A 19,587-nucleotide genomic window follows, 5' to 3' on the forward strand; every position below is an offset into this window, starting at 1 on the left:
CGGTTGTCTGGCCGCTGAGCAAGCTCAAACGGCTCTTTATCGCTGGGGGAAACCTAACCCCGCGGCCAGACCGGGAACAACAGCGGGCAACAGCCGCCTATGCGGGGAGGGTTAGAAGTTGCCTCGGCGCGGGCGGCCGCTGGAAAGAGTCAGGCTTGATCGCGCGGCACTGGCGCAGAGCGCTCCCTGACACGTCTAGTGATTGATGGAGACACGATCATCAAGGCGCCTATCAAGGCGATGGCGGCCGCGCTCACCAGCTTCGTGGTGCCGGGGTCGGTGTTCAACACGCCCGCGAGCCACGGGACGAACACCATGAAGATGAGGAGGGAGGCCGATCCCCAAACGAGAAAGAACAAGGTCGCGGCGGTGAGCCGACTAATTCGCGGGGCGTCCGGGGCTGTATCGTCGCCGGGGTGTGGTGGGGGGTTTTGGTAGTACATGCCCCCCACCATACACCTTGAATCGGGCCGGGCCGCTGCCCAGAGCGCCCACAGCGCCGCTACCGCAACCGAGGGGAGCTGGCCGGGGGGCTGAGAGCCGCCCCAGCGGCTAGGCCAAAATCAAACCGGGCAAATCAGCGGGCCGCCGCAGAGCGCGCCCTGACACGTCTAATGATCGGTGAACACACAAGCACCAAGACGCCAGCGGCCCCCGTCGGCAGTATCACGATGGCGGGGTCGATGTTCAGCAGGCCCGCGAACCACGGGGCGAACAGATAGATGAAGAGAGAGACCCCGGTAGCCTGCAGTAAGCCAAGGAACAAGGCCACGACAATGACGGTGGTGCGCCGGCTGATTGGCAATGTAAAAGCAAGCCCCCCGAGCGAGCCTAAGACAACGGTGGTGCGCCGGCTGATTCGCGGGGCATCCGGGGCTGTATCATCGTCGGGGTGTGGTGGGGGGTTTTGGTAGTACATGCCCCCCACCATACACCTTGAATCGGGCCGGGCCGCTGCCCACAGCGGCCACAGCGGGCCTCGGGGGAGCTGAGAGCCGCCACAGCGCCCCAGCGGGCTTCAGGGCCACCACAGCGGCCCCACAGCGCCCAGAGAGCCACCAGGGCGGCTCCAGCGGCCCCACAGCGCCCAGAGAGCCACCAGGGCGCGGCTCCAGCGGCCCCACAGCACCCAGAGAGCCCCGGCGGTTTCGGGTTTTGCGGGGGTGCGGTTTTATCGGCAGCGCACTGCTTCGTTGTCGCCTACTTTTTTGTTTCCTGCGATCTTGGCTTGCATTCCGACTTGGTACCAACCGGCGTTCGGGACGTCGAACGTTGTCGATGTGCCCGCGACCGCGGTTTGGCGGCCGCGGTGGCCGCGGTTTTTGGCCTCGTTTGCCCAGATGTCGGGTTTGAGGGTTTCGGGGGTTTTGCTCCAAGTGGCGGTGATGACCCAGCCCGAGCCCGACGACTCGCACGAAACAGAGTCGAACGCCAAAGAGGGCTTGGGCTTGGGCTTGGGGGCTGTTGGGGTGGTCTGGCCGGTGATCCACGCCGAGACGCCATCAGCGTTGAACGCGGCCACGCGCACGTCGTAGGCCGAGCCGTTGGCTAGCCCGGTGATGGTGTGCGATGTGGCCAGGTCTGAGCCGTGGTCCAAGTCCTCGGACCCCACAGCGGCGTCACCCCACGCCTGGGCCACAAGCTTCCACTGCACCCGATACCCGAAACCCGCGGCGGGCGCGGTGGCCGACGCCGACCACGAGACCGCGATCTGCTTGTCGCCCGCGCTCAGCGACAGGCCCGACGCCGGATCGGGAGCCGACACCGCCGGGGCTGTGGGGGTGGCCTGGGCGGTGATCCAGTCTGAGACGCCATTGGCGTTGAACGCGGCCACGCGCACGTCGTAGGCTGAGCCGTTCACAAGCCCGGTGATCGTGTGGGAGGTGGCCAAGTCCGAGCCGTGGTCCAAGTCCACAGACCCCGCCGCGGCGTCGCCCCATGTTTGGGTCGTGAGCTTCCATTGCACCCGATACCCGAACCCCGCGGCGGGCGTCGTGGCCGACGCCGACCATGAGACCGCGATCTGCTTATCGCCCGCGGTAACCGACAGGCCCGACGCCGGATCGGGGGCCGTTGCTTTCGGCTCGGGCTTGGCGGTGATTGTGCAGTTGGCGGCCTCGGCCTTTTTCAGCTCGGCAACCACCGGGTCCCAACGCGAGCTCGAGTAGGTGTCGGCGTGGCCCTGGGCCTGCGCCGAGGTCATAGCAGCCACGCCGGGGAAGTCCTCAACGCACAACCCCTCCAAAGCGCCGTTCCAGCGGTCGACGTGGTCTTGGCCGTGCTGGGTCTCAGCCGCATACCCCCTCACCGTCGCGACCAAGCTCGCCGGGGCCTTATAGGCCGGAGCCGCGGGGGTGGCCTGGCCGCTGATCCACGCCGAGACGCCATCAGCGTTGAACGCCGCCACCCGCACGTCATAGGCCGAGCCGTTGGAAAGCCCGGTGACCGTGTAAGAGGTCGCAAGGTCCGAGCCGTGGTCCAAATCCTCGGCTTGGGCTGCGGCTGCGGCCTGGTCCCACGTCTGAGACGCGAGCTTCCACTGCACCCGATACCCGAAACCCGCGGCGGGAGTGGTGGCCGAAGCGGTCCAAGAAACCGCTATCTCCCCGTCGCCGGGGCTCAGCGACAAGCCCGACGCCGGATCGGGGGCCGGGGCGGTCGGGGTGGCCTGGCCATCAATCCACGTTGAGAGGCCGTTTTCGTTGTAGGCGGCCACCCGCACGTCATAGGCCGAGCCGTTCACAAGGTCTGCGATGACCAACGCCACAGCGTGATGGGCGAAAGCGTGCTCCAAATCCTGATGCTGCGCGGCGGCCTCATCCCACGTCTGAGATGTGAGCTTCCACTGCACCCGATACCCGAAACCAGCGTCGGGCGTCGTGGCCGAAGCAGTCCAAGAGACCGCTATTCCCCCGTCCTCAGCGCTCACCCGCAAACCCGAAGCCGGAGCCGGAACCGAGTCTTGGGCCGAAGACTGGGCCGAGGATTGGGCCGAGGATTGGGCCGAACCGGCATATTCGCAGTAAAGGTATACGCCGCCTACAGCGGCGGCAGACACCACTAAAACTTTGGCTGTGGCTGCGCCTGCTGCGGCTGCTGCGGTGGTGCTTGCGGCGGCGGTTGCGCCTGCTGCTGTATAGGCGGCATAGGCCGCTTCTGCGGCACCAATGATTATGGTCGCTGCGGTCGCCGTCCATTGGTTGTAGCAGACGACCGCGTGGATTCTTTTGTCTGCTTCGCGGGCCAGCGCCACATATGACGCTGCCGGCATCACCACCGGCGAGCCCGGTATACCCACCGGCCAATAGTTATACGCCCAGTTCAGGGAGTCGCCGCCCACGTTTACGACCGTGCCGCCCACGGATACAGCCCCGTCTTTGGCCCCGTTTAATATGTCGCTGAAGGATATTCCCTTGCCGCTGCCGCCTGATATCACGGCGTTGTAGCAGGTGGGCCTGCCGCTCACCTGCTCCCACTCACCGCCATAGCCGTAACTTCGGACTTTGTAGTCGTAGTCGGGGTCGGAGGGTGAGATGGGCTCGTTGGTGTAATAGTTGATTATGGGGTCGCTCGTCGGCGGTGTCGCGAACTGCTGTTGGCCCGCGGAGCACACCTGGCCCGGCGTGGTTGTGGGCCGGTCGTGGCAGCCGCGGGCTGATACCTGGCCGTGGTTGTCGGTGCCAGAAAGGTGGCCGTAAACGGTGGCGGCCTCGTCCTTGTACTTGCCCGAGTCGCATTTGGCGTGGTTGCGGTGGCAGGTGTTGGTGCTGGCGTGGGGGTGCTTGCCCTCCCCCGCCTTGCAATCGGTTTGGACCGTCGGGCAGGTTTTCGATTGCTGGTTGTAGTGGGCGGTGATCCAGGTGACCGGCTGGCCGCCGTTGGAGCTGGTGCAAGCCGGCTCGGCGGTCGTGTGGTCCTGGGCGGTGCAGTGAGACGCCAGCCCGTTGTGGGCGTGCTCGGCGCAAACGACCGGGCAGGTTTTCGATTGCTGGTTGTAGTGGGCGGTGATCCAGGTGACCGGCTGGCCGCCGTTGGAGCTGGTGCAGTCCGGCTCGGCGGTCGTGTGGTCCTGGGCGGTGCAGTGAGACGCCAGCCCGTTGTGGGCGTGCTCGGCGCACGGCTTCGGCGTGGGATCGGGCGTCGGATCGGGGGTCGGGCGGGCGCATCCCGGCACGCTGGGATCGCGCTGGCAATCCGGCTTGGGTTTGGGGCATGGGGTGTGGTGCCATACCTGTTGGCCGCCGGGGCAGGTCGTGAATCCGCTGTGGCACGGGCCGTTCGGGGTGTCCCTGTGGGACACGAGACCACTGCACGGCGGCGGCGGTTTGGGCGGGCAGGAGCCGATGCCGAACGCGATCACCGTCCCGTTCCAGCAGTGAGTGTGGCCAATGGTGTGGACCTTCGGGAGCGGGCAGTACTCGAAATCGCCGTAGGGGGTCTGGACCGTCTCGCAGGGGAAGGTCTCGGTGTAGGTGATGTCGTGGGCGTCGGCGGTGGGCGTGCTGTCGGGCAGCGCGTACACAAGGCCGCTGGCCAACAACAGCACAGACAACAGGGCCAAAAGCAGTTTCCGGCTCGGGCGCTTGGCAAATGCGGTCATCTTGGAGGCCCCCTTCGGGCGGAGTCGTTTCATTAGGAAGCCCGACCTGGTATTCGGCGGACAATTGCCTTTATCTGCCGCGTTCGAACCCCGACCCGCGTCACCAGAGCGCGGAGGCATTGGCCGCTAGAACCGCGCCAGAACAGGGAATTCCATGGGTCGCAGCAGACAGGCTCGGCTCCGGCTCACGGGGGCGGCTGACGGTGCAGTGAGCGCTCGAACTGCCACATGGCCGTGGCTGTCAAAGCTGGAGCGCGGGCGCGACGCCTGTGGCCCCGGCGAATTCAGTCGATAGAACCGCCTTCTGTTCTCCCAGGTCAACCCTTTTATCGGCCGTCAGTCACCAGCCTCGCCCCTGGGAAATCTCCAGGATCGGGTTGACAGGCGCTGCCAGTTTGAACTACCCAATAAAGGCAATTATCCGTCATGTGAAGCCACCTTTTGCTCGGCGGATCTCGACGGTTTCCGGCTGGAAAAACGCATCAGGCATCGGCTAGGAAAACGGCGATGAAGCACCCCCCCCCCCCCCCAGCCACATGTGTTCGCATGGCACAGCGAACAGCGATGCCGGCCTGGCCTTTTGCTGCTTGGACGAACTGATAGCCCAGGCCGAGACCGCAGCGCTTTCCGCCAACACCCACAAGACCTATAGAACCGGATGGAACAGCTGGGCCCGCTGGGCAGCCGCAAACGGCCAAAAGATCGCGAAGGCCACCGTCAAGAACATCCAGCGCTGGCTGGCCGACCTCTACAGGCAGGGCAAGAAAATGGCCACCCTGCGCACCTACCTAGCCGCGGTGGCCTACAAACTCCGCAGCCGCGCCGGCACCAACCCGGCCCGCGACCACCGGGTACGGCTGCTTTTGGCCGGGCTGGCCCGAGACGCCGCTGAACGGGGCATCACCACCCGCCAGGCAGGCCCGCTGCGCCGAGAGCACATACAACGGATCGCAGCCGCCGTCTCCGCTCCGAGGCGCAACCAGCCCGGCGGCCGGCTAGAGACCCCCGAACAAGCACGAGAACGCGCCGACGCCGACATCGCCATGCTCGCCGTCGGCCACAACGCTTTGCTGCGCTGTAGCGAACTCCTCGCCCTCACCTGGAACGACATCGACCACCCACCTGACGGCGGACTGGCCACCATATGGATCCGCCGCTCCAAGACCGACCAGAACGGCGAAGGCGCCGCCGTTGCCATTTTCGAGTACGCATCACAAGCCCTCGCCCGCCTGAGAAAAGCAGTCGCCAACCCCGATGCCCGCATATTCGATTTCTCGCCCAGCACCGCCCGCCGCCGCATCAAAGCAGCAGCCCGAGACGCCGGCATCGACACCGCCAACATATCTACCCACTCCCTGCGCGTGGGCATGGCCCAAGACCTCGCCGCCTCAGGCATCAACATGAGCGGCCTCATGCTCGCAGGCCGATGGCACAGTCCCAAAACTGCCGCCCTCTACATCCGGCGCGTCCAAGCCCAACACACCCCCGCCGCCCAACACCTCAAAACCCAACAGCCCCCGATCCCCTGTTCCTGAGGTCCCCCCTGTTGCCCAGACTTCCTTCTCAAAGGTGCCGATTCTGCAACTTTCGCAGCTAGCCCTGCCCGGAGGGGCGGACGACGGCTGCCACCTGCGACAGCAAGCCGTTGATGAACCCCGCGGAGGCAGGAGTGGAGTACTCGTGGGCCAACTCCACTGCTTCGTTGATGATCACGGCCACGGAGATATCGGTGCTGTGGGAGAGCTCGAAGCTGGCCAATCTCAGAATGGCCCTGTCTAGCGCGGGCATCCTGGCTACCGGCCAGCGGTCGGACAATTCCCCCAAGCGGGCGTCGATTTCGTCTTGGTGCTCGGCGGCTCCGCTCACCAGGGTGTGGGCGTAGGGTTCGAGGGGCAGCTCTTGGTCGGCCAGCAGCTCAGCCATGTCGATGCCCTTGGCCTCGGCCTCATAGAGCAGGCCCAGCGCCCGTTCCCTCACTTGGCGGCGCTGTGACCCGGCTACCAGGGGATCGGGCGAGCTCATTTGTCACCGAGGAGTCGTCGAGGGCGCCGGGATGCTCAAGCCCGGCTGATGTATTCGCCGCTGCGGGTGTCCACCTTGATCCGCTCGCCCGGGTTCAAGAACAGGGGCACCTGGACCACCAGGCCGGTCTGGCAGGTGGCCGGTTTGGTGGCCCCCGACACCCGGTCGCCCTGGACGCCGGGCTCGGTTTGGGCGATGTCCAGCTCCACTGCGGCGGGCAGGTCGGTGCCCACGATCTCGGTGCCGAACATGCCAAGGATCACCGAGTTGTTCTCCACCAGATAGTTGACCGCGTCGCCCAGCACGTCAGCGCCCACGTGGAGCTGCTCGTAGGTCTCACTGTCCATGAACACGAAGCTCTCGCCGTCGGAGTACAGATATTGCATCTCCCGGCGGTCGATGTTGGCCCGCTCCACCTTCTCCCCGGCCCGGAACGTGCGGTCGAGCACGGCACCGGTGCGGGCGTTCTTCAGGGTGGTGCGCACGAACGCCCCGCCTTTGCCCGGCTTGACGTGCTGGAACTCGACCACGTTGAACAGGCCGTCGTCGAGGTTCAGCGTCATGCCGTTCTTGAGGTCGTTGGTGGTGATCGTGGGCATGGCCAAAGTTTGACCCACCCAGTCCCCTCAGGCCACAGCGAGCGTTTTTGGCGAGTGGGTCAGCCGTCGGGCGCCGTCTTCGGTCACCACCACGGTGTCCTCTACCCGGGCCCCGCAGAATCCGGGAAGATAGATCCCGGGCTCCACGGTGATCACCTGGCCCACCTCCAGTACCTCCGTGGCGGTGGCCCGCACCCAGGGCTGTTCGTGAATGTCGAGCCCCACACCGTGGCCGGTGCCGTGGACGAAGGCATCGCCCCAACCATCGGCTTCGATGCGATTCCGACAGGCCTTGTCCACATCGGAGATGGGAGTGCCGGGGGCCACCTGCTCCACCCCGAGTTGCTGGGCGTCCCTCACGGTCTCGAACACCCTTTTGGCCTCGTGATCGGGCTCGCCCACCGCCATGGTGCGGGTCATGTCGGAGCGGTAGCCGTCGACCACCGCGCCCATGTCCACAATCACCAGCTCGCCCGACCCGATGGGGCGCTCGGTGGGCCTGATGTGGGGCAGAGCGGCATTCGAGCCCGCGGCCACGATGGTGGTGAAGGCGCTCGTTTCTGCCCCCCGGCGTCGAAAGGCAGTGTCCAACGACAATGCCACTTCCTTCTCGGAAGGGCCGTCGGCCAGCATGGGGCAAACTTCGGCCAACGCGGCATCGGCGATGGCGGCAGCCTTCGCCATCCGATCGAGTTCGCCGTCGTCCTTGATCTGTCGGGATTGCTCCACCACACCGGTGGTGGGCACCAGCTCTGCGCTGAACCACTCGGCGTACTGGCGCTGGGTGGCCCAGCTCACCGAGGCCGCCTCCAAGCCGATTCGACCCGCGCCGGTGGCGGCCGCGGCCAGTATTTCCTTGGGGGCGTCGTTGGTGATCTCGATTCGGATCTCCACACCAGCCCGATCGGTTTCAGACTCAGCCTGCTCGGCGTAGCGGCGGTCGGTCACCAGCACCAGCTCGTCGGCGCCGAGCCAGACCAGACCGGCCGAGCCGGTGAACCCGGTGAGGTAGCGGACATTGACCAGGTTGGCAACCAGCAGCGCGTCGCACTCCGCCTCGGCCACCGCGGCCCGAACCCTCTCCGACCGCCCGGCGACATCCATGGGGACGAGGGCTTGGGAGACCTGAGGCTCGCTCATGTCAGCAATCGGGCCGCCGCTTCCACCGCCAACTCGTAGCCGTGGCCGCCGAAGCCCACGATGGTGCCCGTGGCCACCGGGCTCACCACCGAAGTGTGGCGCCACGGCTCTCGAGCATTTGGGTTTGACAGGTGCAGCTCCACCACCGGACCCTCGAAGGCGGCCAGGGCATCGTGGATGGCCCAGGAATAGTGGGTGAAAGCGCCGGGATTGATGATGATGGCCGCACACCGCCCCCGAGCCTGGTGGATGTGGTCGATGAGGGCAGCCTCCTCGTTGGACTGGTGGTGCTCGATGGAGAGCCCATGGCGATCAGCGGTAGTGCCCGCAGTGGCCACATGGTCGTCCAGGGTGTCGGTGCCGTAGACCTCGGGCTCTCGATCGCCGAGCAGATTCAAATTGGGCCCCGACAGGAGAAGGACTATCTGGCTCATTTTGGGGCCCCACGGTCAACGGGGATGCGTCTCATCTGATGGCCTCCAGTGTTTCTCGCAGCAAGGCAGGTTCCAACCCGGTAACCGGCTGGATGCCTTCGGGGCCGTCCAGCATGAAGGTAACCCCGTCTACCGCCTTCTTGTCCCGGTTGAACAGTGAGATGAGGGCGTCGGCATCGGCACCGGCAGGCAGCCGGGTGGACAAGTCGTAGTCGCCGACCACCTGGCGGTGCTCGGCTACCCGATCAACACCGATGCGTCCGGCCCGGTGGGCCAGCTCGGCGGCGTAGACCAAGCCGACCGCCACCGCCTCGCCGTGGCGGAGGTCGTAGCCACCGTGGGCTTCAAGGGCGTGGGCCAAAGTGTGGCCGTAGTTGAGCACCGCCCGCCGACCGGACTCGCGCTCATCAGCCGCCACCACCTCGACCTTGATCTCCACGCAGCGGGCAATGCGCTCCACCAGGCCCAGGGCGTGCAGGTCGGCGTCGGCAATGAAGTGGTACTTGGCCATCTCCCCCAGCCCCGACCGCATCTCCTCGGGGGGCAAAGTTGCGAGCGCCTCGGTGTCGCACAGCACGGCGGAGGGCTGCCAAAACGCGCCCACCAGGTTCTTGCCCTCAGGAAGGTTCACGCCGGTCTTGCCCCCCACCGAGGCGTCGATCTGGCCCAACAGGGTGGTGGACACGTACACCACTCGGATGCCCCGGTGGTAGACGGCCGCAGTGAAACCGGCCAGGTCGGTGACCGCGCCCCCGCCCACGGCGACTATCGCGTCACGGCGGGTGAGCCCCCACTGGGCGAACTCCCGGCACAGCTCCTCCACCGCGCCCAGCGTCTTGATGTGCTCGCCGTTGTCGGTAATGAACACCCGGTGCTCAATGCCAGGATCGACAGTGATGCCGGCATCGGCCACCGCCGCCTGGGTGACCACCGCCACCCGCTTCGCGTCGCCAGGCACCACTTGGGACAGGCAGTGTCGAACGCCGGGACCCACCCAGACGTCGTAGGACCGCTCCCCCAGCTCGATCGGAACCCGGATTGCGCTCTCCAGGCCAACACCGGTTTCGCCAGTCATCGGGCCGACACTGGCCGGGGCCGGACTCGCCTGATCTGCTCGGCGACTTGCTCGGCCTCCAAGCCATCCACATCGACAATCTCGTTGGCCGCCTCGGTGTAGAGCCCCGATCGAGCAGCGCTGATCTTGGCGAGGTTGTCAACCGGGTCGTCGCCCAGCAGCGGGCGGTTCTCGCCAGCCCGGACCCGCTGGCCCAGAGTCTCCATGGTGGCCCGCAGCCAGCACACCCAGGCCCGATCCCTCAGCAGCGCCCGATTGTCAGGTCGCAGCACAATCCCCCCGCCACAGGAGACCACCAGCGGCTCTGAGGATTCCAGGCACTGGGCCAGCACTTCCTGCTCCAAGTCGCGGAAGCGATCCTCGCCCTCTGCGCCGAAAATCTCCGAGATCGAGCGGCCCTGATACTCCTCGATGGCCGCGTCGAGATCCACGAACCGCAATCCCTCGGATCGGGCCAGCCAGAAGCCCACCGTCGACTTTCCCGACCCCATCATCCCGATGAGGGCCACATGGGGCCTACTTTCCACAACGCGATACTAATGGGGGCGGTTTGGCTCCTTGCGGGCAGTTACTTTCCCCGGCGATTGTCCCAATGGGCTTGGCACTGCCAACGGTCAACTCGTTGCCGGCAGTGCGAGGATGATGGCTGCGGCAGCGACCGCCATCGACGGCGCAAAGGGGAAAACCGTGGGGCGGGGGTTGTCAGGATCAGCCAAGGGGTCGGGCAGGAGCTCGACGCCCAGAGCTCGGATTCCCCACACCAAAAGGCCCATGATCGCCCCCAGCACAGAAGCCAGGCCGAAGGCCAGCAGCACGGCCACCAAAGACGGGCCGTACCCCTCTCCCACCCAGCCGATTACCAAGCCCAACGGCAACGACAGCTTCACATCGCCCCACCCGAGACTGCCCCTGGAAGCCGAGTGGAGAATGGCCAGGATGCCGCCATAGAGCCCGGCGGCGGCGGCCGCTTGGCCGATGGCCTCTGGCTCATGGCGCAGTAGCGAGATGAGGGTCATCAGCGCCAGCAGTACCAACACCACTGGAAACACAATGGCGTTGGGGATGCGGTAATGGAACAGATCCACGGTGGTAACGGCGACCAGGGCGACGAACAGCGCCCAGACCGGCACCACATCCCAGGTCGTGCCCAATAGGCCTCCGGCCGTCCCCAATGCAATGGCGGTGAACAATGGGACCACTACCCGCAGGGAACGGCTGTTGCGCACGCCGAAGCTCCACACAAGCGGCAACAGGAAACGGCCGGCCACAGTGCCGATGGCCACCCCGGCGATGACCATGGCCGCTTTGCTCATCTCATCTTCAGCGCGGCGGTGGCCGCGGCGGTCATGGCGTCCACCGGCGGCTCAGAACCGGTCCAAATCCGAACGGCGTGGGCGGCCTGGTACACCAGCATGCCCACCCCGTTGGACGCCGGCACGCCTCTGCGATGGCATTCGGCCAGCAGTGGAGTTTGGAACGGGTTGTAGACCAACTCGGCCACATGCTGTTGGGGGTGGAGGAGGTCGGGATCAATGGGCAGCTTGCCCGCGCCTTCGGTTTCGGCCATCCCCACCGGGGTGGCGTTCACCACCAGTTGGTACCCCCCAACGTCGGTTGGCCTCGCCGTTGTGCCCACCGATCCAGCCAGCGCCGCGGCCGATGCCGCCGGCTCGGGCCGACGGGCCATCACCGCCACCTCGCCTGCCCCCCGGCGGGCCAGTTCGGCCACCACCGCCCGAGCCGCCCCGCCCGCGCCCAGCACCGCGCAGCCGATCCCGACCAGCTCCACCCCGTCGGCGAGCAGGGCGTCGCAGAATCCGGCCCCGTCGGTGTTGTGGCCGATCAGCCGAGCGCCATCGCTACTCACGCAGTTCACCACCCCCAAGGCCGCCGCGGCGGGACTCAGCTCATCTGCCGCCGCGGCCACATCGGCTTTGTGGGGCATGGTCACCGACAACCCGGCCATACCCTGGTCCCGCATATGGTTGAGGGCCTTGCCGGCATCGCCGGGAAGCACTTCGAAGGCGGCGTAAATCCAATCCAGGCCCAACTCGTCGAACGCGGCCTGGCAGATCGTCGGGGACAGCGAGTGCCGTACCGGATAGCCGATCACCCCGGCCGCCACCTCCGTGCCGGCTGGCACCCCGATTGGGGTCAGCATCCCAGGCTCCGTTCTCCACCGGCCATGGCGGTCAGCACCCCAGGTCTCTCTCCCGGCATATGGCCACCGCTTCTTCGTGCTCCTCGAAGGTAACGCTGAAGGTGTGGGCGCCGGGCACAGGATCGTCGGTGCGGGCGTAGAACTGCCAGAAGCCGTCGGCAGGGTTCAGCGCCGCCTCGAGCGATGCCCGACCGGGAGCGGCGATTGGACCGGGCGGCAAGCCGGTTCGGTTGTACACGTTGTAGGGATTGTCCACCCTCAGGTCCGACAAGGTCAACGGTTCAGAGGGCTTGTTCAGCGCGTAGCGCACCGCGGCGTCGATCTGGAGCGGCATTCCCAGGCCCAACCGGTTGTAGATCACCCGGGCTATCTTGGCCCGGTCTTCATCTATGAGGGCCTCCTTTTCGATCAGCGAGGCCACGATGACGACTTCGTAGGGACTCAGACCCACCGTTTCGGGAGCGGCATCCAGGCCCACTTCATCGGCCACAAGGTCGAACTGGTTGATCATGCGGACAACGAGGGCGGCCTCGTCTTCGGCGGTGGCCGCGTCGAGCAGATAAGTGTCGGGGAAGAGCATTCCCTCCAACGTGCTGGTGGACGGCTGATAGTCGGATCGCAAGGGTGGGAAGGCCAGGGCGCGGGCCAATTCGTCGGTGTCGAAGGTGGGAAGCTGATCCAATAGCTGGCTTTGCATCTGGACCAGTGTGAGGCCTTCGGGCACCAACACCCGCAAGGAATCCTCCACTGGCCCGGAGGCGGGACCGGCCAAGAGCACGTCTTTGGCCCGCCATACCGCCATGTTCTCATTCAGGATGTAGTTGCCAGCCTGGAAGTCACCGGCGTCTTTGTAGCGCAGGTAGTAGCGGAACACCGTGGAGTTGGGCACCACACCCTCGTCTTCGAGAATACGGGCGATGTCGTTGATCGACGCCCCTTGGGGAATGCTGACCACCAATTCCGGACCCTCCTCACCGGGGGGGTCGAGCCGGTCATCGATCCAACCCTTGATCAATAGCGAGGCGATCAGCACGACCACGCCCAACAGGCCCAGCAGGATGACGACCCGGGTGAGGGTGGAGGTTCTCCGAGGCAACCAGTCCCAGTCTTGCGGATCATCGCCCTCCGACAAGATCACCGGCGGCTGGTAGCCCCCTTTCGGGTCGTCGCTCATCGCTGGCCCTTCGAGCCGGAAGCGTCCAGCCAGCTCTGGAGAATGACCGATGCGGCCACCATGTCAACCCGTTGGCGACGGGCTTTGCCGCTAAGCCCCGACTCGGCCAGAGCCCGCTCGGCAATGGCAGTGGTGAACCGCTCGTCGTGGGTGAATACCGGCACGGCCAGCGCCGCCTCCAGCTCCCCGACTTCTTGCTCTGCGGCCTGAGCGGCTGGACCGGCGCTGCCGTCCAGCGAGAGGGGAAGGCCCACCACCACCACCCCGGCCTCATATTCGGCAACCAGCTCGGAGATCCGCTGGTGGTCTCGGTTTCGACTGCCAGAGCGCTCGATGACGGTTATGGGAGTGGCCACCCGGCCTTCGGCGTCGGAAACAGCCACTCCGATGCGGCGCTCGCCGAGGTCGATGCCCAGCGCCCTTGCCCCCATCAGCCGCCAATGCCAGCGGCGGCTCGCACTTGGTCGAGGGCTTCTGCCAGCCGCGACGGATCCCGGCCGCCGGCGATGGCCAACTTGGCGTCTCGACCTCCGCCACCGCCGATGGTGGCAGCCGCTTCGGCGATCAACTCGCCCGCGTTCAGGTTGCAGTCGGCGGCCACCGCGGCAACCAGGGCCGCCCCGCCTCCCTCGGGAGCGGCCCCGAGGATGACGGCATTCACGCCGGGGCGATCTCGGGTGGCAATGGCGAGGTCGCGCAACTGCCCTCGGTCCAACCCATCGACTGCGGCCACAACCACCCCGTCGACGGCCTCCTGGGCCAAATCCCCCGACTGATCAGACGATGCCGCCTTGCGCAGCTCGGCCAGATCGGCTCGTAGGCTCTTGATCTCGGCCATGCGCTTGTCGGCCCCCGCCAACAGCTGTTCGACGGGCACGCCCAAGCGCTCAGCCGCCTGGGCCAGCACCTCTTCCCGCTCAGTGAGCATCTCGACCGGGCGGGTGCCGCTCACCGCCTCGATGCGGCGGATGTTGGCCCCGATCGAGCCCTCAGAGATGATCTTGACCGGACCGATGTCGCCCAAAGCCCGCACATGGGTGCCTCCGCACAGCTCGATGGAGTGCGGCCCGGCCTCGAGCACCCGCACCCGGTCGCCGTACTTGTCGCCGAAAAAGGCGATGGCTCCGGCCTCGGTGGCCTCGGCCATGGACGTCTCATAGTTGCGGGTGGCGGGATTGTCCAGAATGTCGGCGTTGGCCAGCCGCTCGATCTCGGCAATCTGCTCGTGCGTCAGCGCCTCAAAGTGGGTGAAGTCGAAGCGCAACCGATCGTCGGCCACCAGCGAGCCCTGCTGCTTGACGTGGTCGCCCAGGGTCTCCTTCAACGCCCAGTGCAAAAGGTGGGTCGCCGTGTGGTTGCGCCGAATGGCGGCCCGGCGGTCGGCGTCGATAGCTGCTATCACCGTCTGTCCGACGGTGATCTGACCGTCGATGGCCGTCACATGGTGCAGATGGAGATCGGGCACCACATAGGTGGTGTCGGACACCTCGGCCCGCCCGGTGGGTGAGGTGATGGTTCCGGTGTCGCCCACCTGGCCACCGGCCTCGGCATAGAACGGGGTTCGGTCCAAGACAATGCCATCGTCGGTGAGGGCCAATACCACCGCTTCGGTGGTGTCGAAGTCCCGGCCGATGAACTCGGTGGGACCGTGTTCGGCCACCAGCGCGGCATAGGACGAAACGTCGGCCGCGGTGGCGTGCCGGGCGTCGAAGTCCTCGCGGGCTCGGGAGCGCTGGCCCTCCATGTGCTGGTCGAATGCAGCACGGTCTACTGCCACTCCCCGTTCCCGGGCTGTCTCCTCGGTGACCTCGACCGGGAAGCCGTAGGTGTCGTGCAAGAGGAAGGCCAGGTCGCCGGGCAAAGCCTCGTCTTCGCCCAGGCGGTCGATGGCGTCGTCCAAGATCTGGGATCCCTGGGCGAGCGTCGTCCGGAAGCCCTCTTCCTCGCGGGCAACCACGTCTCGAACGAAGCTGTGGTTGGCCGCGATGTCGGGATAGTCCGGGCCCATGATGTCGACCACTTTGTCGACCAACTTGGGGGTAACCACTTCGGTGACCCCAAGCATGTAGGCCCGGCGGATGGCGCGGCGCATGATGCGGCGCAGCACGTAGCCCCGATCCTCGTTGGATGGGAACACGCCATCGGAGATGAGGAAGGTCATGGTGCGGGCGTGCTCGGCCAGTATCCGCAGGGTGACGTCGCTGTGCTCGGCCGCACCGAGCTTCACGCCGGTCACCGCGGAGGCTTCGCCCACCAATTCGGCCATCTCGTCGATGTCGAATACCGACTCCACCCCCTGGATCAGGGTGAGAATCCGCTCCAGACCGGCCCCGGTGTCGATGCTGGGCTTGGGCAGGGGAACCTGGCCGTCGGGACGCTGGTCGAACTGCATGAACACCAGGTTCCAGAACTCCAGGAACCGCTCGTCCCCGCCGTGTGCCGGGCCGCCGTCGGGGCCGAACTCCGGCCCCTTGTCGAAGAAGATCTCCGAGCAGGGGCCGCACGGGCCGGTGTCGGCCATGCGCCAGTAATTGTCCTCGTCCATCCGCTGGATTCGGTCGGGAGACACCCCGGCCACGTCCCGCCAGATCTCCGCGGCCTCATCGTCGCTGAGGTGGACGGTGATCCACAGCCGGTCGGGGTCGAAGCCCAGACCCTCGGTGACGAACTCCCAGGCCCAGTCGATGGCCTCGGTTTTGAAGTAGTCGCCGAAGCTGAAATTGCCCAGCATCTCGAAGAAGGTGAGATGGCGGCGGGTGCGGCCGATCTCGTCGAGGTCGTTGTGCTTGCCGCCGGCCCGCACGCACTTCTGGACGGTGACGGCCCGGGGATGGGGGGACGCCTCCTCGCCGAGGAAGTAGGGCTTGAACGGCACCATCCCGGCCACGGTGAACAACACCGTGGGATCGCGGGGAATGAGGCTGGCCGACGGCAGCACGGCGTGGCCTCGCTCGCCGAAGAAGGAGGTGAATGCGTTGCGGATCTCCTGAGCTCGCTTGGGGGTCAAGGCGCCGTCCTATCGACCGGGCGGATCGTCGAGGGCCCGACGGGCGATCTCGGCCCGATAGCGCCGGACCGCGGCAGTCCCCTCGGCCAAGGCGGCCCGGGCTTCAGAGGCAGCCGCCTTGACGCGGGCGCTGGCACCAGAACTCGGCCTGATGGGAACCGCTCGCTGGGCGGCCTGGCGCAGCTTGCGGCGCACATACGACGCTCCGGCCGCGCCGGCACCAGCCCCGGCGGCAAACCACACGAGTCGCTTGGGCATCAGCTCTCCTCGCTGTCGTTGGTGTCTGTTTTCCGATCCATCATTCTCCGGCCAATCTCCCTTTCGGCACCGTGTTGTGAAGGATGGTAATAGCGCTGATCCTCAAAGCGATCGGGGCGATATTGCTGGCTCACCCAGCCCTGGGGATCATCATGAGGATACACGTAGCCTGCGCCGTGCCCTAGGCCGGCCGCCCCCGGGTAATGGGCGTCTCGGAGGTGGGACGGCACCTCACCGCTGCCGTCGCCGGCGTCGGCCCGGGCCCTTCCCAACGCAGTGGTGACCGTGTTCGACTTGGGGGCGGTGGCCAGATACACCACCGCGTGGGCCAGATTGAGCTGTGCTTCGGGCAGGCCGACGTACTCCACCGCTCGGGCGGCGGCGTCGGCCACCACCAAAGCCTGGGAATCGGCCATGCCGATGTCCTCGGAGGCCAGAATCACCATCCGGCGGGCAATGAACCGGGGATCCTCCCCCGCCTCCAGCATTCGCGAAAGCCAGTACAGCCCGGCGTCGGGGTCGGATCCCCGCAGGCTCTTGATGAACGCGCTGATGATGTCGTAGTGCTCGTCGCGGCCATAGCGGACCGCGCTGGCCCCCAGGGCGTTCTCGGCGTCGGACAGGGTGACGCGGGGAGGATCGTTGTCCTGGGCTGACGCCAGGGCCACGGCCACCTCCAGGCTGGTCAGGGCCTGGCGGCCGTCTCCCGCAGCCTGGATCGACAGGTGATCCAAGGCATCGTCGTCGGCTTCTGCGCCCTCAGCCACCAACCCCCGGCGCAGCAGTTCATCCAGCGCATCGCCGTCGAGGGGCTCGAGGCGGAACAGGGTGGAGCGGGACCGCAGCGGCGGGTTCACCTCGAAGTACGGGTTCTCGGTGGTAGCCCCAATCAGGGTGATGAGCCCAGACTCCACTGCGGGCAGCAAAGCGTCCTGCTGGGCACGGTTGAACCGGTGTACCTCGTCGAGGAACAGGATTGTGCCCTGATCGTGCTGGCCGAGGCGGTCGCGGGCCGAGGCGATCACTTCCCGCACATCCTTGACGGTGGCCGTCACCGCGGAGAGCTGGATGTAGGCCCGAGCGGTGGTACCGGCCACCAGCCGGGCGATGGTGGTTTTGCCGGTGCCCGGCGGCCCCCACAAGATGGCCGACGACAAGCGGTCCGACTCGATGAGCCGGCGAAGCGGCTTGCCCCGGCCGAGCAGGTGTTCCTGGCCGACTAACTCGTCCAGGCCCCGGGGTCGGAGCCGATCGGCCAGAGGCGCAGTTTTGGACAGGCGCTCAGCCGCGGCGGCGGCAAACAGATCGTCGCTCATCGCCATCCGGCCCGGCTGTGGCGCTCCATTTGCCTACCCGGCAGCGGCGGGGGGCGGAAGCAGGCGCAAGCCGAGCTCGTCGAGGTGACGGTCGGCAATCGGGGTCGGCGAGTTGGACAGCGGGTCGGCGCCCGACTGGGTCTTGGGGAAGGCGATCACTTCTCGAATGTTCTCTTCTCCGGCCAGGATGGCCACCAACCGGTCGATTCCGAATGCGAACCCGGCGTGGGGCGGGGCACCGTAGCGGAAGGCGTCGAGAAGAAAGCCGAATCGGGTCTCGGCCTCGTCGTCGCTGATGCCAAGGGCCCGGAACACCGCCCGCTGGATGTCGGGGCGATGGATCCGCACGCTGCCCGAACCCAGCTCCCAGCCGTTGAGCACCAAGTCGTAGGCCTGGGAGCGCACCGCCAACAGATCCTCGCCCGAGCCGTCCAACAGGCCCACGTCGTCGGCGTGAGGCATGGTGAACGGGTGGTGGGCGGCAATGGGCCGGCCCTGGTCGTCGATGGACTCGAACAGCGGGAATTCGGTGACCCATACGAAGTGCAGACCTCCCTCGGTGACGGGCGGTCGGCCCAGCTCCAGCCGAAGCAAGCCGAGGATGTCGCGCACCTTCGAGCGGCGGTCAGCGATCAACAACAGCAAGTCTCCGGGCTCCGCCCCCATGGCCGGACCGAGTGCGGCCTGCTCCTGCTCGGACATGAACTTGGTCAACGCGCCGTCCAGAGTGCCGTCGTCACCCACCCGGAACCAGGCCAGGCCCTTAGCCCCCCACTGCTGGCATTTGCGGGTGAGCTCGTCGATGGCGTTGCGGCCCAGGCTCTCGCTTCCCCCCTTGTGGTTGATGCCCTTGACGCACTCCACCTGGAAGACCTTGGCCTCGGTACCCTCGAACAACTCGGTCAGCTCGACTAGCTCCAGGCCGAAGCGCACGTCGGGCTTGTCGGAGCCGAACCGCTCCATGGCATCGGTCCAGGTCATGAAGATGGGTTCGTCGGGACGGTTGCCAGTGACCGCCTTCACCGCGGCGGCAACTGCCTCGGTGATGAAGGCCATCACCTCGTCTTGGCCCGCGAAGCTGGCCTCGGCATCGAGCTGCATGAACTCGAACTGCCGGTCGGCCCGGAGATCCTCGTCGCGCAGGCAGCGGGCGATCTGGTAGTAGCGGTCGAGTCCCCCCACCATGCAGAGCTGCTTGAAGATCTGGGGCGACTGGGGCAGGGCGTAAAAGCGGCCGGGGTGCAGACGGGACGGCACCACGAAATCACGGGCCCCCTCAGGGGTGGAGGCCACCAGCATGGGAGTCTCGATCTCGGTGAAGCGCTGCGCCTCCATCGAGCGGCGGATGGCGCTGTTGACCGTCGCCCGAAGCGCCAGGTTGCGCTGGAGGCGCTCTCCCCGCAGGTCGACGTAGCGGTAGCGCAGGCGCACGTTCTCGTCCACCTCGGTGCGGGAGTGCAACGGGAACGGCGGGGGCTCGGCGGCCGACAGAACCTCTACCTGACAGTCGCCGATTTCCACCTCGCCGGTGTCCAGTTTGGGGTTGACGGTGCCCTCGGGCCGAGGCCGCACCGTGCCGCTGATGCGGACCACATATTCCGAGCGCAGGTCGTGGCGCTCGTCCACCACGCACTGGATCACCCCGGTGCGGTCCCGCAGGTCGATGAACGCCAGATTCTCGCCGTGCTCCCGGCGCCGGTCCACCCATCCGCACACCGACACCTCTCGGCCAATGTCATCGGCGCGCAACTCGCCGCAATAGTCAGTTCGCATCTTGCTCATTTTCAGCCTTCAGCCAGTC

At 66.6% G+C, this 19,587-nt stretch carries 17 protein-coding genes; 1 reads left to right on the forward strand and 16 read right to left on the reverse strand.

Annotation, left to right across the window (positions count from 1 at the left end; translation table 11 throughout):
- Positions 1–149: 149 nt before the first annotated feature.
- A complete protein-coding gene (locus tag ACOQPI_RS15520) occupies positions 150–359 on the reverse strand; it encodes a hypothetical protein (RefSeq protein ID WP_420618004.1) in 210 nt (69 codons plus the stop codon).
- 812 nt (positions 360–1,171) lie between these two features.
- The gene (locus tag ACOQPI_RS15525; protein WP_420620519.1) at positions 1,172–4,600 is read right to left on the reverse strand and encodes a fibronectin type III domain-containing protein; all 3,429 of its coding nucleotides are present in this window, start codon (positions 4,598–4,600) and stop codon (positions 1,172–1,174) included.
- Positions 4,601–5,187: 587 nt separating this feature from the next.
- Here ACOQPI_RS15525 and ACOQPI_RS15530 point away from each other — a divergent pair.
- A complete protein-coding gene (locus ACOQPI_RS15530) occupies positions 5,188–6,135 on the forward strand; it encodes a tyrosine-type recombinase/integrase (RefSeq protein WP_420620520.1) in 948 nt (315 codons plus the stop codon).
- Between the two features lie 58 nt (positions 6,136–6,193).
- Here the strand turns inward: ACOQPI_RS15530 and nusB are convergent, their stop codons facing one another.
- From nusB to aspS, 14 genes are all read right to left on the reverse strand, one after another.
- A complete protein-coding gene (nusB, locus tag ACOQPI_RS15535) occupies positions 6,194–6,622 on the reverse strand; it encodes a transcription antitermination factor NusB (RefSeq protein WP_420620521.1) in 429 nt (142 codons plus the stop codon).
- A gap of 35 nt (positions 6,623–6,657) precedes the next feature.
- On the reverse strand, positions 6,658–7,221 hold the full coding sequence (gene efp, locus ACOQPI_RS15540) for an elongation factor P (protein WP_420620522.1): 564 nt from the start codon (positions 7,219–7,221) through the stop codon (positions 6,658–6,660).
- 27 nt (positions 7,222–7,248) lie between these two features.
- Complete coding sequence (locus ACOQPI_RS15545; RefSeq protein WP_420620523.1) at positions 7,249–8,361, reverse strand: M24 family metallopeptidase; 1,113 nt, start codon at positions 8,359–8,361, stop codon at positions 7,249–7,251.
- Positions 8,358–8,795: a type II 3-dehydroquinate dehydratase gene (aroQ, locus tag ACOQPI_RS15550; RefSeq protein WP_420620524.1), complete on the reverse strand. Its 438-nt coding sequence runs from the start codon at positions 8,793–8,795 to the stop codon at positions 8,358–8,360. Before aroQ ends, ACOQPI_RS15545 begins: the two co-directional genes overlap by 4 nt.
- A gap of 31 nt (positions 8,796–8,826) precedes the next feature.
- On the reverse strand, positions 8,827–9,870 hold the full coding sequence (locus tag ACOQPI_RS15555) for a 3-dehydroquinate synthase family protein (RefSeq protein ID WP_420620525.1): 1,044 nt from the start codon (positions 9,868–9,870) through the stop codon (positions 8,827–8,829).
- Positions 9,867–10,397 carry a shikimate kinase gene (locus ACOQPI_RS15560; protein ID WP_420620526.1) on the reverse strand — a complete coding sequence of 177 codons (531 nt, stop codon included), beginning with the start codon at positions 10,395–10,397 and terminating at the stop codon, positions 9,867–9,869. The genes ACOQPI_RS15555 and ACOQPI_RS15560 overlap by 4 nt, the downstream gene beginning before the upstream one ends.
- Positions 10,398–10,484: 87 nt before the next feature.
- Entirely contained in the window at positions 10,485–11,183 is a 699-nt protein-coding gene (locus ACOQPI_RS15565; protein ID WP_420620527.1) for a prepilin peptidase, read from the reverse strand.
- On the reverse strand, positions 11,180–12,031 hold the full coding sequence (gene aroE / locus ACOQPI_RS15570; RefSeq protein ID WP_420620528.1) for a shikimate dehydrogenase: 852 nt from the start codon (positions 12,029–12,031) through the stop codon (positions 11,180–11,182). Before aroE ends, ACOQPI_RS15565 begins: the two co-directional genes overlap by 4 nt.
- 31 nt (positions 12,032–12,062) lie before the next feature.
- A complete protein-coding gene (gene mltG, locus ACOQPI_RS15575) occupies positions 12,063–13,205 on the reverse strand; it encodes an endolytic transglycosylase MltG (RefSeq protein WP_420620529.1) in 1,143 nt (380 codons plus the stop codon).
- The gene (ruvX, locus tag ACOQPI_RS15580; protein WP_420620530.1) at positions 13,202–13,636 is read right to left on the reverse strand and encodes a Holliday junction resolvase RuvX; all 435 of its coding nucleotides are present in this window, start codon (positions 13,634–13,636) and stop codon (positions 13,202–13,204) included. The genes mltG and ruvX overlap by 4 nt, the downstream gene beginning before the upstream one ends.
- Positions 13,636–16,212, reverse strand: coding sequence for an alanine--tRNA ligase (alaS, locus tag ACOQPI_RS15585; protein WP_420620531.1), 2,577 nt, complete (start codon positions 16,210–16,212; stop codon positions 13,636–13,638). The genes ruvX and alaS overlap by 1 nt, the downstream gene beginning before the upstream one ends.
- Before the next feature lie 9 nt (positions 16,213–16,221).
- Positions 16,222–16,470 carry a hypothetical protein gene (locus tag ACOQPI_RS15590; RefSeq protein ID WP_420620532.1) on the reverse strand — a complete coding sequence of 83 codons (249 nt, stop codon included), beginning with the start codon at positions 16,468–16,470 and terminating at the stop codon, positions 16,222–16,224.
- A complete protein-coding gene (locus ACOQPI_RS15595; protein ID WP_420620533.1) occupies positions 16,470–17,786 on the reverse strand; it encodes a replication-associated recombination protein A in 1,317 nt (438 codons plus the stop codon). The genes ACOQPI_RS15590 and ACOQPI_RS15595 overlap by 1 nt, the downstream gene beginning before the upstream one ends.
- 33 nt (positions 17,787–17,819) lie before the next feature.
- The gene (gene aspS / locus ACOQPI_RS15600) at positions 17,820–19,568 is read right to left on the reverse strand and encodes an aspartate--tRNA ligase (protein WP_420620534.1); all 1,749 of its coding nucleotides are present in this window, start codon (positions 19,566–19,568) and stop codon (positions 17,820–17,822) included.
- Positions 19,569–19,587 lie beyond the last annotated feature (19 nt).

The sequence above is a fragment of the Candidatus Poriferisocius sp. genome (assembly GCF_965219815.1).
Taxonomy (GTDB): Bacteria; Actinomycetota; Acidimicrobiia; order Acidimicrobiales; family Bin134; genus Poriferisocius.